At 59.0% G+C, this 14,428-nt stretch carries 9 protein-coding genes; 5 read left to right on the top strand and 4 right to left on the bottom strand.

Features of this window, described 5'->3' with window-relative positions:
• Nucleotides 1-30: 30 nt before the first annotated feature.
• Nucleotides 31-558, top strand: a complete 528-nt coding sequence (locus J2R78_RS33740; RefSeq protein WP_253608313.1) for a DUF6428 family protein — start codon at nucleotides 31-33, stop codon at nucleotides 556-558.
• A gap of 768 nt (nucleotides 559-1,326) precedes the next feature.
• On the opposite strand, the gene J2R78_RS33735 is transcribed toward J2R78_RS33740, so the two are convergent.
• Entirely contained in the window at nucleotides 1,327-1,647 is a 321-nt protein-coding gene (locus tag J2R78_RS33735; protein ID WP_253608312.1) for a DNA-binding transcriptional regulator, read from the bottom strand.
• A gap of 126 nt (nucleotides 1,648-1,773) precedes the next feature.
• Nucleotides 1,774-3,195, bottom strand: coding sequence for a magnesium transporter (gene mgtE / locus J2R78_RS33730; RefSeq protein ID WP_253608311.1), 1,422 nt, complete (start codon nucleotides 3,193-3,195; stop codon nucleotides 1,774-1,776).
• A gap of 84 nt (nucleotides 3,196-3,279) precedes the next feature.
• Here mgtE and J2R78_RS33725 point away from each other — a divergent pair, with 84 nt between their 5' ends.
• The gene (locus tag J2R78_RS33725) at nucleotides 3,280-4,095 is read left to right on the top strand and encodes a polysaccharide deacetylase family protein (protein WP_253608310.1); all 816 of its coding nucleotides are present in this window, start codon (nucleotides 3,280-3,282) and stop codon (nucleotides 4,093-4,095) included.
• Nucleotides 4,096-4,191: 96 nt separating this feature from the next.
• Entirely contained in the window at nucleotides 4,192-5,571 is a 1,380-nt protein-coding gene (locus J2R78_RS33720; RefSeq protein WP_253608309.1) for a polysaccharide deacetylase family protein, read from the top strand.
• 6 nt (nucleotides 5,572-5,577) lie between these two features.
• On the opposite strand, the gene J2R78_RS33715 is transcribed toward J2R78_RS33720, so the two are convergent.
• Nucleotides 5,578-5,952, bottom strand: coding sequence for a hypothetical protein (locus J2R78_RS33715; RefSeq protein ID WP_057020844.1), 375 nt, complete (start codon nucleotides 5,950-5,952; stop codon nucleotides 5,578-5,580).
• Between the two features lie 501 nt (nucleotides 5,953-6,453).
• On the opposite strand from J2R78_RS33715, the gene avs3a reads away from it, so the two are divergent.
• Entirely contained in the window at nucleotides 6,454-12,726 is a 6,273-nt protein-coding gene (gene avs3a, locus J2R78_RS33710; protein ID WP_305884496.1) for an AVAST type 3 anti-phage nuclease/ATPase Avs3a, read from the top strand.
• On the top strand, nucleotides 12,704-13,456 hold the full coding sequence (gene avs3b / locus J2R78_RS33705; RefSeq protein ID WP_253608308.1) for an AVAST type 3 anti-phage proein Avs3b: 753 nt from the start codon (nucleotides 12,704-12,706) through the stop codon (nucleotides 13,454-13,456). Before avs3a ends, avs3b begins: the two co-directional genes overlap by 23 nt.
• On the opposite strand, the gene J2R78_RS33700 is transcribed toward avs3b, so the two are convergent.
• Nucleotides 13,453-14,364: a DUF2726 domain-containing protein gene (locus J2R78_RS33700; RefSeq protein ID WP_253608307.1), complete on the bottom strand. Its 912-nt coding sequence runs from the start codon at nucleotides 14,362-14,364 to the stop codon at nucleotides 13,453-13,455. The genes avs3b and J2R78_RS33700 overlap by 4 nt on opposite strands.
• Between the last annotated feature and the right edge of the window lie 64 nt (nucleotides 14,365-14,428).

The raw sequence follows: 14,428 nt of genomic DNA, 5'->3' as shown, positions 1-14,428 counted from the left end.
TCAATAATCATTGGAATGAGGATAGCAGCCATGGACACGCTTGCCAATACCCGTTCGATCGTCGGCGCCCTGCTTCCGGTGGAAGAGCTGTCATCCGCGGCCCTCCTTTCCGGCCTTGAGGCGCACAAGGAGAAACCGCTGATCTTCAGCTACGACGGCCGGGACGTCCGCCCCAGCTACCACGTGACCGAAGTCAAGACCGGTTCGTTCAGGGCGCTCGATTGCGGCGCGAACCCGGAGAGCTGGAGCGAGACCTTCATTCAGCTCTGGGACATCGAGGAGGAAAACCGCGGTCACATGCCGGCCGGAAAATTTCTTGCGATCATCCGCAAGGTCGACGAGGCCGTCGGCTTCGACCCGCAAGCCCGGCTGACGTTCGAGGTGAGCGACGGTGTTCGGCCGATGCAGATCTATCGCGCCGAACGCATGGATGCCGGCGACGCGGCGATCCGCGTCTATCTCTCGGCGCGCCCGTCGAGCTGCAAGCCGCGCGACCGATGGCTCCAGGAACAGCAGTCCTGCTGCGTACCGAAAGCCAAACAGCCTTGCTGCGGGTGATGGATGCTTGAACGCCTGATATGGCCAGACGTGTCACGCGGATTGGCGCTCGCGGCAAGGCTGCCCGGAAATCGCCGATCACTGAGTTGCCCGACAGGTCAAGCCTCCGAAGCAAAAATATTTCGCTTTATCAGAAGCGCAACTCAGTGTATGAATAACGCGTCTCACCCGATCGAGGGGCGCTGCGCATCGTCACGGGTGTTGCGGTGAGATGCGGTGGACGCGGCAAGCGCAACTGACGAGTGCGCATGATGCGGACGGCGAAATCGTGCAGGCCTGACGCCCTAGCGGCAGGTGTCCTCTCGCAAAGTGCGCAAACGTTTGCGAGGGCGGCGACAAAAAAGCCCAGTCTCGCCGGGGAGAGCACGTATAAGCCGTAACCCATCGCGCAGGGAAAGCCGGGTTGTTTCCGGTTACACCTGTGGTCCTACCCCCCGAGCTTTCTACCTTTTGCTCGGGGCCCATGGGTGCGATCGGCACCCGGCTTTCCCTGCGCCCTCTGTTCAAGAGAGGGCGGAACAAAAAGCAAAGCTCGGGCAGATCATGTCGCGAGAATGCGAAAGTTTGACTCCCGATCGTGCAACACACTCGCTGTCGTCCCTGCGAAAGCAGGGACCACCACAGATCGGCATTGTCGCGGGATGGTTGAACGACGAGTCCCGTTCACAACACGGGCCGCGGAGTATGGGTCCCTGCTCCCGTGCGCAATTGCGCACTAGGCAGGGACGACACCGAGATTGCAGCGATGATGGAGCGCGCCCTACCCGCTCAAGCCGCCGTCGGCTCGCTCGACAGCGCGGCGAACACCGTCTCCGGCGAATGGGCGATCACGGCGAGCAGCGCGCGGGCAGGTCCGCGTGGCGCGCGCTTGCCCTGCTCCCAGTTGCGGATGGTTTCCACGGGCACGCCGAGCTTGGCGGCGAATTCCAGCTGGGTGAGCTGGGCCCGGCGGCGCAGATCGCGTACGGCCGGCTGCGCGGCCGCAGGCTGCATCGCCGCCCGGTCGGGATGTGCGGGCACGAGCGGGATTTCCTGCCCGTCGCGCAATTCGACGATCCGTCCGTCCGCCTTGAGCCGCAACCGCTGCATGATGGCCCCCGTGATGGCCCCTTGGAGATAGCGGCATCATCGATGAAGCGCGTTAAGTTCGGATTAACGATAAGCGGCCCGGCGCGGCTCGCGCCCGAACCATGCGCCGCCCTACCCGCGAGCGCGTTACTTGAGGCCGAACCACAGCGTGGCGATGCCGAGGAACGAGAAGAAGCCGACCACGTCGGTGACGGTGGTGACGAAGGTGCCGGAGGCGACCGCGGGGTCGGCCCGCACCCGTTCCAGCACCATCGGGATCAGGATGCCGCCGAGCGCGCCGGCGACCAGATTGCAGATGATCGCAAGCCCGATCACGATGCCGAGGCCGGGGATCTTGAACCACGCCACCGCGGCAACGCCGGTGATGACGGCAAAGGCGATGCCGTTGACGAGCCCGACCATGGTCTCGCGCAGCACCACCCGCATCGCGTTGTACGGGCCGAGCTCGCGGGTGGCGAGCGCGCGCACCGCGACCGTCATGGTCTGGGTCGCGGCATTGCCGCCCTGGCTCGCCACGATCGGCGCCAGCACCGCGAGCGCCACCATCTTCTCGAGCTGGCCCTCGAACAGACCGAGCACCGACGAGGCCAGGAACGCGGTAGCGAGATTGACCAGGAGCCAGTTGAAGCGGCCGCGGGCGATGGTCCACACCGTGTCGGACAGCTCTTCGTCGCTGGTGACGCCGCCGAGCGCCTTCAAGTCTTCGTCTGCCTCCTCCTCGATCACGTCGACGACGTCGTCGATGGTGATCACGCCGACCAGCCGGTCGATGGTGTCAACCACGGGAGCTGCGACCAGGTTGTACTTGCCGAACATCCGCGCGACCTCTTCCTGGTCTTCCAGCGCGGAAACCCGGCGACGGTCCTCGTCGATCAGATCCTTGATCGGGACCGGGCGGCGCGCGCGCAGCAGCACGTCGAGCGGCACGGCGCCGAGCAGGTGCTTGTCGGCATCGACCACATAGATTTCGTAGAAGCGATCCGGCAGGTCCGGCGTGTCGCGCATGTAGTCGATCGCCTGCCCGACATTCCAATCTGGCGGCACCGCGATGAACTCGGTCTGCATCCGCCGGCCGGCGGAATTCTCCGGGTACAGCAGACTGCGCTCGATGTCCTCGCGCTCGGCCGCCGGCAGCTTCTCCAGGATCTCTTCCTGGTCCTCCTCGTCGAGACTCTCCAGGAGCTCGACGGCGTCGTCAGATTCGAGCTCGCGGACGCCCTCGGCAACCGTCTCCGGCTCGAGTTCCTCGAGGATCTCCTCGCGGACGGTCTCGTCGACTTCGTTGAGCGCCGAGAAGTCGAAATCGGTGCCGGTGATCTCGACCAGGGTGACGCGGTCGTCCGGCTCCAGCGCCGCGATCAGGTCGCCGAGATCGGCCTCGTGCAGTTCCGCCACCACCTCGCACAGCAACGGCCGGTCGGCGGCGTGGATGGCCCGGGTGATCGCCGCGACGAATTCGCCGCGGAGCTCGCCCTCCTCGTCCCGCATCGGCATCCGGGCCAGCGGATCGGCCTCGGCGGGTTCGGCAACGTCGAAATTCTCGGCCATGCCGTGTTTCGCCGGTTTGACAGGAGGGGAAAAACTGGTTGGATGAGTGCGGAACGGATTACCTAATCGGTGGGGCCCAGTGCAATGAGAAAGATGTCGAGCGCACCGCGACCGCTCCGGAAGGCTTTCGCGGCGCTGGTCGCGCTCGCGCCTATTGCACTGTTCGGCTCGGCGCACGCCGCCGAATGCCAGCGCAAGGACGCGCTCGGCACCTCACGTGTACTCGAGGTCGACCCCGCGACCTATCCGCGCGTCGGGCTGAAGAGCTTTCCGCAGACCCTGCCGCTCAGGGATGGCGAGGTCGTGCTGACCTTCGACGACGGACCGACGCCGGGGGTCACCGACAAGGTGCTGACGGCGCTGGCGGCTGAATGCGTGCAGGCAACCTTCTTCATGGTCGGCCGCAACGCGGCCGATCATCCCGATATGGTCCGCAAGATCGCGCGCCTCGGCCACACCATCGGCTATCACAGCTGGGACCATCCACATCTCAACAAACTCCCGCCGGATCAGGCCGAGGCGAACATCAACCGGGGGATCGAAGCGGTCCAGAAGGCCCTGCGCGGCACCGAGAGCAAGATTCCGAGCACGCCGTTCTTCCGGTTCCCCTATTTCGAATCGACACCCGCCCTGCTGGACCACCTGGAAAAGCGCGGTATCGCGGTGTTCGGAGCCGATTTCTGGGCCAGCGATTGGAACAAGATGACCCCCGAGGAGGAACTGAAGCTGCTCACCGGGCGGCTCGAAGGCCACCGCAAGGGAATTGTCCTGCTGCATGACCCGCAAATGCGGACAGCCGAGATGCTGCCCGCCTTCTTGAGGTACCTGCAGGAGCATAAATACCACGTCGTCCACGTCGTCCCGGCGGCGCTGAAAACCGTGTCCGACCGGTCACATTGAACCCGGGACCCAAGGTGGATTACAGACCGTTAAGGCGGCATTCATGGCGCCGCACCTAAGGATTCGTCAGTGCGTTTGGAATGCGGCCGAGATTCGATGATTGCAAACGTCCTGGTGATGATCCGGAAGCGGTCGCGGACCGTGGTCCGCGCGGGGCTGCTGGGCTGCGGCTTGATGACGCCGTATGCCGCCCTCGCCGCAGACTGCCCTAACCCCAACGCACTCGGCACCTCGCGGACCCTCGTCGTCGATCCCAAGGAGCATCCCCGGATCGGCACCATGCAGTATCCGGAGACCTTGCCGCTCGCCGATCACGAAGTGGTACTGACCTTCGACGACGGGCCGTTACCTAAATACAGCAACCAGGTGCTGGCGATTCTCGCCAGCCAGTGCGTCAAGGCGACCTTCTTCACCATCGGCTCCCAGGCCCGGTTCAATCCGGAGGGCGTGCGCAAGCTGATCGCGGCCGGACATACCGTCGGCACGCACAGCCAGAACCATCCGCTGACGATGAACAAGATGCCGCTCGAGAAGGTGCGGCAAGAGGTCGACGACGGCATCGCCTCGACGCTCGCCGCCCTCAATGGCGACAAGAGCAAGCTCGCGCCGTTCTTCCGGATTCCCGGCCTGATGCGCGCCGAGATCCCGGAGGCCTATCTGGCGTCCCAGGGCATCCAGGTCTGGAGCGCCGACTTCCCCGCGGACGACTGGCGCCACATCTCGCCGCAGCGGGTCTATGACCTCGCGATCCAGCGGATCGAAGCCAAGCGCAAGGGCATCCTGCTGCTGCACGACATCCAGCCGCGCACCGTTGCGGCGCTGCCGCGCATCCTCAGCACGCTGAAGGAGCGCGGCTACCGGATCGTTCATGTCGTGCCCGCAACGCCCGATCGCCCGGCGACGCCGACCCAGCCGCAGCAATGGTACCTGCATCCGCCGACCGAGACGGTGGCGACCACGCGCTGGCCCAAAATTCCGAATTTCGTGTTCACCGCGACGCGGACGCTGCCTGCCCCGGTGTTTGCCGACATGGATTGGCGCGATGCCGACATCCTCGACCACGCACAGCACGCCCGGGTTGCGATGCCCGTCCGCACGCTGTGGCCGCAGCCCCAGCTTGCCCGGTTCGCATCCGTCTCGACATTGCCGGTCCCGGCGTCCGACGTGTTCCGCGTTCCCGAGGCGCTTGACCTGACCCTGCTCGCAGCCCGATCGGCGGCCAATCGCCGCCTCGTGCAGCGCGCGGCAGTTGGCGTTGGCATACCGCGCGCGCAGGCGTTCTCCGCGCGCCAGGCCAGGCATCCGAAACAGGCCGCGCATCACGTGCCCGCCGCGGCGCACGGCAGAGCCCATGGCGCCCCCTTGCATGTCGCACCGCCGGCCGCGGACAATGCGTCAGTTCACGTCGCCAATAATCTGAAGAAGCGTACGCCGCGCGCCGAGGCGGCGGCGGCCGGCAGGCGCGTGCCTGATTGACGTGATCTAGCTGGCCACGATCTTGGCGACGCAGAGCAGGATCACCAGCGCCAGGAAGAAGATATCGATATAGGATTTGATCTCGCCGGCATGCCTGAGCACGGTGACATCGGCGACGATCTGCCTGCGCGAGGCGACAGCATTGGGCCCCTCGCCGGCCGCCGCGGCGAGCCGTCGCGTCTCGCCCTCCAGGCGCTCGATGCGCTGGAAGAAATAGAACGAGCGCAGGCCGGAAAAGGCGTGCATCGCCGCATAGACCAGGACCAGAATCGCGACCGTCGCGCGCTGCTCGTACTTCTCCAGAAGGTTCAGCGTGAAATAGACCAGCCCCAGGAACACGAAGTTGGAGACGACACGGTAGGCGTAGCTGGCAAAGATCATCAGGCGCTCCGGGTAAGCAAGCTTGCATCCGCGCAATCGCCAGAATCGGTGGCCGCGGTACCGGCATCTATTCGGTCGGCGTTACAGGATCGCGTCGAGCGGCATCTCCGCCTCAGCAGCCGGCTCCAAGTCTGGACATGAGTCACGCGCGGCCGGCGAGCGGCCGCGCTACGAAAACCTCAGCGATTTCAAGGATTAGTTGAGGCATGGTGCGCTCGGAGGGCGTTCGTATTCTGTTTAATTTCAATGATTTAGAGAGGCAGCCAAAGGAATTAGGTGCCTTTCCTGCGCGAAAGTGCATTTTTGGGCGCCCAACCCGGGCTTCGGAACGCTGCCGCTCACCGGCGCCAAACTATGCGAAGTCGATGAATTTAGGCACCGCCCTGAAACCATGCTGTCGGGTTATGACGCATCACCGCGCGACAGAACAAAACAGGAACTATACTTCGGCGCTATACTGTACTACGTAGCTGCTTTTGGTTGTGGAATCACTTCGCTTCAATGTCTAAAACTGACTTAGTCCGCACAAGCCGAGATGGCGATCAGTTCCATTACTTGTGGGCCGCCCGACGCTGTCTGAGGCTCCTATCCTCGGATAGCGGTTTGGTTGCCGTGGCCATTGAAGGCCCATCACCGGACGAGCAACCGGGTAGCGCGCCTGTCGAGGCCGGTGAAGAGCTCATCGACATCGCCGAATATTTTGGTAGCGAGGACATCAAGCAGGCTCGCTTGGTGCGCTACATGCAGCTGAAGCACTCAACGTTGCACGCGGATGACCCGTGGACGGCAAGCGGGTTGGAAAAAACCATCCGGGGTTATGCGAAGCGCTACGCGGAGTTGCAAAAAACGACACCGCGCGCAGAGTTAGCGAACAAACTCGAATTTTGGTTTGTAACCAACCGGCCGATAAGCTCGGATGTCGCCGAAGCGGTTGAAGACGCCGCAAACGAAGCCACGGCGCGTCATCCGAATGAGCGGAAAAAGTTGGAAGACTTCACCGGATTGACTGGTGCTGATCTCGCAGACTTTTGCAAACTTCTTCATTTTGAAGACCGGGAAGACGGTTACTGGGATCAGCGCAACATCTTGTTCCAAGATGTGAGCGGCTATCTGCCGAATGCCGACGTCGATGCGCCAACTCAGTTGAAGGAATTGGTAACCCGCAAGGCGCTTTCCGAGAGTGGCCAGAATCCGATCATAACGAAGATCGATGTCCTACGGGCCCTTAAAACCGACGAAAGCCTTCTCTACCCGGCTGCCAATCTGGTAGCGGAGGTCAGCAATGCGGTGCCCCGTGAGCAGGAGCCCACGCTTATACAACAAATTGTGGCTGCGAACGGTCCTGTTGTCGTCCACGCTTCAGGCGGCGTTGGAAAATCGGTATTCGCAACGCAAATCGGCCAAAAGCTTCCGCCGGGATCGGTCTGCATTCTCTACGATTGCTTTGGTAATGGCGAATACCGCAGCGCGGCTAAGTATCGCCACAGGCACAAAGATGCTCTCGTTCAAATCGCGAACGAGTTAGCTGCAATGAGTCTCTGCCACCTTCTCATCCCGACAGCGAGTGCGGACGCCGCCGCCTATGTGCGGGCTTTTGTTTACAGGCTTCGCCAAGCAGCAACCTTGGTTCGATTGGCCAATCCTCACGCGCTGCTTTGCATTGTGGTGGATGCGGCCGACAATGCGCAGATGGCGGCGCAGGAAATCGGCGAAATTCGTTCCTTCGCAAAAGATCTCATTCGCGTTCAAATTCCTCAGGGCGTGCGGCTTGTGTTTCTTTGTCGTTCACATCGCAGAGACATGCTTGAGCCTCCCCATAACGCCGCTGTGGTTGAGTTGCGGCCATTCAGCCGCGCCGAGACAGACGCGTTTCTGCGCCAGAACTTTCCAGACGCAATCGCTCGCGATGTCGATGAGTTTCATCGGCTGAGTTCGCATAATCCGCGTGTGCAAGCATTAGCCCTGTCGCGAGGACTCCCTCTGCAAGAAACACTGCGGTTGCTTGGCCCGAACCCAACGACCGTGGAAGATGCAATTTCGAGTTTGTTGGATGATGCGATAGCCAATCTCAAAGATGTTTCAGGCCCCATCGAGCGATCTCGCGTAGAAGCGATCTGCGAGGGATTGGCGGCGCTGCGGCCTCTGGTTCCGATACCAATATTGTCCGAGATGTCCGGCGTCGAGCAGGATGCCATCAAGAGCTTCGCCTATGACATAGGGCGCCCACTTCGCGTCGTCGGCGAAACGGTCCAGTTTCTGGATGAACCCGCCGAAACCTGGTTTCGAGAAAAGTTTCGACCAACGGCAGCGAAGATGGGCGAGTTCATCGCGCGACTAAAGCCCCTCGCGGGCAAAAGCGCCTATGTTGCCTCAACCTTGCCCCAGCTAATGCTTGAGGCCGGTCAATTTAATGAGCTCGTTGAGCTTGCGCTCTCGTCAAGCGCGCTTCCAGAGGGAAGCCCGCTTGAAAAGCGGGATGTCGAACTTCAACGGCTGCAATTCGCCCTGAAAGCGGGGCTTCGATCGCGGCACTATCTGGCGGCAGCCAAGCTCGCCTTAAAGGCCGGCGGCGAAACAGCAGGCGATGAACGACAGCGGAGCCTGCTTCAGGCCAATACGGATCTCGCTGCCGAATTCCTTGAGACCGATCTCATTCAGGAAATCGTCTCTCGCCGCACATTCGGATCGGGCTGGCTTGGATCGCACCACGCCTACGAAGCCGCGTTACTGTCCGGACGTGAGGAGTTAATTGGCGAAGCTCGCAGCCGCCTTCGCATGGCTCATGAATGGTTACGAAATTGGTCGCGTTTATCACCCAAACAACGCGAAGAAGAGCCCATCGAGGATCAAGATATCGCTGAGCTTACGCTTGCGCATCTTAATATTCATGGTCCGACGAATGGCGCGGATAGCCTGAGAACTTGGAAGCCACGGGAGGTCTCGTATCGTGTCGGCCGCTTAGTAGTGCGCAGACTAATCGATCACGGCCGATTTGCCGAAATCGAAGAACTAGCTCGCTCCGCGGGCAACGATGTCGGCCTAGTTCTGGCTGTAGCGCGCGAATTGCGCGAGGTCCAAAAACAACCGCCTGCAGAGGCGACAAGGCGGACGCTTAAGCTGCTGCTAGGTCGCCGCATCGACATCCGCAAGGCTGAAGGTTGGGATGACAAACAAGAATCTGTTGATGCGGTTCTCGCACTCGTAGAGTCAGCGTTAAAGGGGGGCGAGGTGACATATGATGACGCGGACAGGCTGCTTTCGCGCTATTTGCCGTCCGAGCCTCCCCGTGGGCTAGCATCGCGATTTTCGACGGCCCGGTTTCCGTTGCTTCGTGCGTACACCTTGAGAGCTGCTTTACGCGAACAACCGCTCGAACTGGCGGATGTAGCGCATGCCGAACTTAAGGAAGAAATTAACAAGGCGAACCAGCATTCAAAGTCCCGCGACTTACAAGAATTTGAAGAAGACGTTGGCGCGCTGCTTCCCTGGCACAAGCTTTGGGCTTCGGTCCTAATCGGACGCGTCAAAAAGGAAGACGTCGCGCAGGAAATCGCAAAAACGGCCGCAACTTCGTCGAGAGCGGAACGGATCTATTATCGCGACGGTTTCCATACCTCGAATGAAGTCGCCTTGCTCTGGATGGACATCCTTCATCAGACGGATACGGCAACGCCTGAAGCGTTGGCAGCGTTCGATCAGTGGAAGAACACGCTGAAGCGTCCGTTGTTTACACCGACACTTAATTCGATCTGCCGCCTGTGTGCGCTGAAGGATGACACGAAATCCACAGCCCTTGTGTATGCCGCGGAGTCGTACGCACTGACCAAAAATGAGCGCTCAAACGCCGACTCAAAATCGGATGGATATATCGACGTCGCGCGCGCAATTCTAACGACAAGCAAAGCCGATGCGAAAGCGTATTTCAATGAAGCAGTGGAGGTTGCCAGCAAGATAGGCGATGAAAATCTCGCCAGATGGGAAGCCATCCTTGATCTGGCAGACCACGCATCGCGCCCCGATCGACCGGCTCCCCTAGCTGCGTATAAGTTCTCGCGCTGTGCCGAGCTAACCTATGCTTATGTTGATCGTGACAAGCATTTTCCTTGGCACAGCACGGTTCACGCGCTTTGCGGCCTGTGTCCGACATCGGCACTCACCGTCATGAGCCGCTGGCGAGACCGAGGTTTCGGCTGGCATGAAAGAATATTGCCAATCGCCGTCGAAAACTTAATCGAGCGCAATGTTCTTGATCCCCGAGACGCGCTGCCTCTCGTGGGATTTCGAGCGGAGTGGGATTATGATGGGTTGCTTGGCCATATCTTAGCCAGATGTGAGAATTCATCTGAAACGGCTTCCGCAGCCCAGATCATTTATCGTTATGCGCGTTTCGCTATCTCCGAGTCATCAAGCTTGAAAAAGCTTCAAGATGTGGCGGCCAAGCATGGCATTACGCTGGATGGTCTTGCCCAGGCAATTTCCTTCGCTGAGCAAGAAGAGAAAGATCGCAAGCAAGACCATGACACCTATGACGCAGTTGATGTCTTGAAGGATCAACCGAGCCGCGATTGGAACGCGATATTTGCAAGCACTGATCTGACATCGCCGAGCGGGCTCTCGCAGGCTCATGATGCATTTAGACAGACGGAGCCCCCTTTTTATGAGGAGGAGTTCTTCAGTCAAGCAATGCAACGAATTCGGCCTGGAGCCGAAGCTCAGTTTGTCGAGGCTTTTGTCCAAACCCCGGAGTTTGAACTCTACTCCTTGCGGCACTTTTTGGAGCAGATACCAGCTAGCTGGAAAGATAGACCAGCAATTACGCAGGCGCTGGCGCAGGCTTTTAAATTGTTTTGCCGTCGCCACTGCATGGACATCAGAAAGAGCCGTTATTATCAACGGCTACCGCTTGAGAAGGCTTGCACGATAACCGGCGTTAGCGTGGACGAAATTGTCGATGTCGTGCTTTCGGCAATCGGCGAGACGTCCGACTTGATTGAAACCGACCGGCTCTTCTCGCTCCTCGGCCTTCTCACGTATAAACTATCGGCCGACGAAGCGCTTGAAGCGTTGACCTATGGCATGGACTTGTTCAATTCCGCATTGGACGATGCGGATGGCGACGGGCCGTGGAGAGACGACCTTTTGCCTCCCGCTGATATTCGCGAAGCCCTAGCGGGCTACATTTGGGGCATGCTGGCGGCGCCACAGACGGTGTCACGGTGGGAAGGAGCGCATGCCGTACTTGAAACCTGCACGTTTGGACGCACCCATCTTTTAACTTGTTTGATGACGCTGGCCTCGCGTATGCGGGGGACTCCATTCGCTGATGGGGATTTCCATTTCTATCGATTGCATGCAGTTCAATGGCTGCTCATCGGTCTGGCACGCGCCTCAATAGCTAACCCCAGGATCCTGATTCCGCACGCTCAGCAACTTCTCGATCTGACCACGAAACCGCACGTTCTGATCAGGGAATTTGCAGCGCGCACCCTGCTTGCGCTGATCGAGACAGGCCAACTTTCTGATGAAGACGGACTAGCGGATCGTTTGAAGAGCATCAACGAATCTAAAATGGCCATTGTTGAGTCGGACGCAGATGATGATATCCTCGCAAGTGAGCCCGATGAGGTCGAGAAGGACGAAGACCGCTATTATTTCGGCATAGATATCGGCCCCTATTGGTATGCTCCGTTGGGCCGCATCTTCGGCGTGTCGCAAGCTGAGATTGAGAGAAGAGCCCTTAGGGTCATCCGAAAAGATTTCGTATTCTCTGCGAGAGGTCGATGGGACGAAGATGAACGTGCCAAGCGAAATCTCTATGAAGAACAACACACCTCTCATTCACACGGTTCATCTCCTCGCACCGACAATCTCCATTTCTATCATGCCTACCATGCGATGATGGTCGTTGCCGGACAGTTGCTCGCGACGAGACCGGTCCATCGCAATCGCAGTTACGATGAGGGTGACAAGTTTCAGGACTGGGTCTGCGAGCACGATCTCACACGCAAGGATGGGCGCTGGCTTTGGGATCGTCGCGATCCTCAACCCCTTGAAAGAAACGGATGGCTCCAACGTAGCAGGGACGATTCCGATCGACGAACAATAACCGATGGTGATTTCGAGGAAGCGCTACGCTCGGGCGCCACGCTGAACGTATGGGGGTCTTGGTCAAAGGCCGATTCGCACCGGGAACAATCAACAAACATCTACAGCGCGCTGGTTGGTCCCGATCGAAGCGAAGCGCTGCTGCGTGCTCTCGCCAGTACTAGGGACTCATATGATTACGCTATCCCCAGTGCCGATAGTGAGATGGAGATTGATGAATCAGGCTTTGAGCTCAAGGGATGGATACAGCTTGACAGTGCGGGATCGCGGCTGGATGGACAGGATCGCTGGGCCGGAGGGATTCCCTTTCCTCCGCCGCAACCGGCGCCGTTCATTGTTCAGCTGATGGGCATTCAGACGGACGCTGACCGACGCTTCTGGAAAGACCAACACCAAGTGTGCAGTATAGAAAGCCAGGTGTGGGGACACTTCGATGAAGGCAAGCGTCACACAAGCACGAATCCGGATAATGGTCGCCGTCTCCAGGCGTCGCTGCATTTTATGACCGACATGCTGAAAAAGCTGAACCGCGACCTCATCATTGAAGTACAAATCGAGCGTCACCGCCGTTATCGATCATATGAAAGTTCAGAAAAAGATGACGAGCGGGTCCCGAAGCAAGCCAAACTCTATCTCCTGAGCGCCGATGGAAACTTTCGCACAGTCTGAAAAGGTCTTTGAACTCGGCCGCAAGCTCGTCGATGAGTTGGGGCTAGCCGACTCAACAGATACGTTGGGTCGGTGGATGGCGCACTATATTTCCGATCTGATCGTCAAAGCCGAGAATGCGAGCGTGGCCAATAAGGCGGTTGCTGAAAAGGAAGCATCCGAAGCCATCCTAAATCTATGGAGGCATCGTTCGGAGCTTCCGGACGGCAAACGCCCGTTTGGAGAGTTGGAGCCGATCATCCGGATCGTTGAAAGCCTTGATCCGGAAAACACTACGCCGCGTTATTTCAGGGGACGACGTCCTCCGAAGGATGAAAAAGCGGAGACTTCGGAGCAGGAAAGTTGGCTAAACGTGGTCGAGGGGCTCGACTATTCGGCGAAGGTGCTTATTGGCCATTGCCTCGCAGAGGCGGCCGGCGCCGCACTGGACAAATCGAAGGAATGGGTAAAGCTTGCCGAGACGATCGACGACGACGGCGTGCCGGAAATCGTTATACGCCTTGTCGTAAGTGCCGCGGATATAGACAAGGCGCCCGATCTCAACGCCGAACAACGCAAACTTCTCACCAACAGAATTGAACGTTTGAAGGCATTCGTAGGCATAGCAAAGTCGGTTGCCGAGACACTTGAGCACCGCCTTGAAACAATTCCCTCGGCAACCGAAAGCGATGATGAGACGATAGTGCTATCGGCTCCCCCGGAGTTACACGATCCATTCGCGGAAGATTAGCCAATATTCCAGCCACGTTCTAAGGACCATTCTATCTCAAAGGGGAAGCCGCCCATCGAATGCGACGGGTGCGCCTTGTAGCGCTCGCAGAACTGATCGAAGACGCGACGAAATGCATCTTTGGTGCCTGACGATATCTCCCCGGCCCGAAATTTCTTTAGTTGGATTCCGAGTTCACACGTATCGAGTTGATCGAGGAGATCATAATCCGGGAATTCGAGATCCTGGTTTCTCACGCCAGTAGTTGACCAAAGGACCTGGTCCTCAAAATAGAGGCATGACAGCCGGCGCGCGTTCCCGTCCTTGTCGTTGCCGATAATGCCGTGCCAACCCTTCTTAATGCCGGGATCGAAAGTCTTGAAGAAGGTATGGATTGATTGCGTCGCCGGCGCAGAAAGCCAATAGGGATAAGGGCGACCGTTAGAGCCACTGCTGACGATGAATGCCGGATCGAAGCTTTCGTCCCGGGGGATTTGTCCTTCGTGTTGCGCCTGATCGAAGGCCTTCGAAAGTTCGGTGACCTCGATGATCCAGCGCAAAACGGTCATACCCCGATAGAGTTTGGTCACATAATTATCGTTGATCCGCAGCATGCCTAGTTCGGCCCGCCGACAAAGATCATTCTTGATCGCATCGCGCTCCTGCTGTTTCTCATCGGTCTGGTGCAGTGGTCCGTCATATTCGACGACCATCAGTGGCCGGTAGGCCGCGTCTGTCACGACGAAATCGCAATGGCTGCGGGTGTAAAAATCAAACTCCCGCTGCGTAAGATAGGCTTTTCCCTTCTGAATCACATCAGACAGACGTTGTTTGGGAAACACCTTGAGGGCGTTGTCCGATGTAATCTTTTGGAGCTCGCGATAGGCGACCTCCTCAGACCGGTTCAAAAGAGCTTCCACCTTCTTCATATTTTGCGTCCGGCTTGCTGGTGACTTGCTAAGCTCTGCTCATTCTGCGTGTATGTCACCACAT

This window comes from Bradyrhizobium sp. USDA 4538 (assembly GCF_024171045.1).
GTDB lineage: Bacteria > Pseudomonadota > Alphaproteobacteria > Rhizobiales > Xanthobacteraceae > Bradyrhizobium > Bradyrhizobium australafricanum.
The sequence above is the reverse complement of the archived record's forward strand: the minus strand, read 5'-3'. Positions and strand labels throughout refer to the sequence as shown.

Coding starts and splice junctions, on each gene's coding strand:
- J2R78_RS33740 (WP_253608313.1), top strand. CDS start 31: ATGGACACGCTTGCCAATACCCGTTCGATCGTCGGCGCCCTGCTTCCG.
- J2R78_RS33735 (WP_253608312.1), bottom strand. CDS start 1,647: ATGCAGCGGTTGCGGCTCAAGGCGGACGGACGGATCGTCGAATTGCGC.
- mgtE (WP_253608311.1), bottom strand. CDS start 3,195: ATGGCCGAGAATTTCGACGTTGCCGAACCCGCCGAGGCCGATCCGCTG.
- J2R78_RS33725 (WP_253608310.1), top strand. CDS start 3,280: ATGAGAAAGATGTCGAGCGCACCGCGACCGCTCCGGAAGGCTTTCGCG.
- J2R78_RS33720 (WP_253608309.1), top strand. CDS start 4,192: ATGATTGCAAACGTCCTGGTGATGATCCGGAAGCGGTCGCGGACCGTG.
- J2R78_RS33715 (WP_057020844.1), bottom strand. CDS start 5,952: ATGATCTTTGCCAGCTACGCCTACCGTGTCGTCTCCAACTTCGTGTTC.
- avs3a (WP_305884496.1), top strand. CDS start 6,454: ATGTCTAAAACTGACTTAGTCCGCACAAGCCGAGATGGCGATCAGTTC.
- avs3b (WP_253608308.1), top strand. CDS start 12,704: ATGGAAACTTTCGCACAGTCTGAAAAGGTCTTTGAACTCGGCCGCAAG.
- J2R78_RS33700 (WP_253608307.1), bottom strand. CDS start 14,364: ATGAAGAAGGTGGAAGCTCTTTTGAACCGGTCTGAGGAGGTCGCCTAT.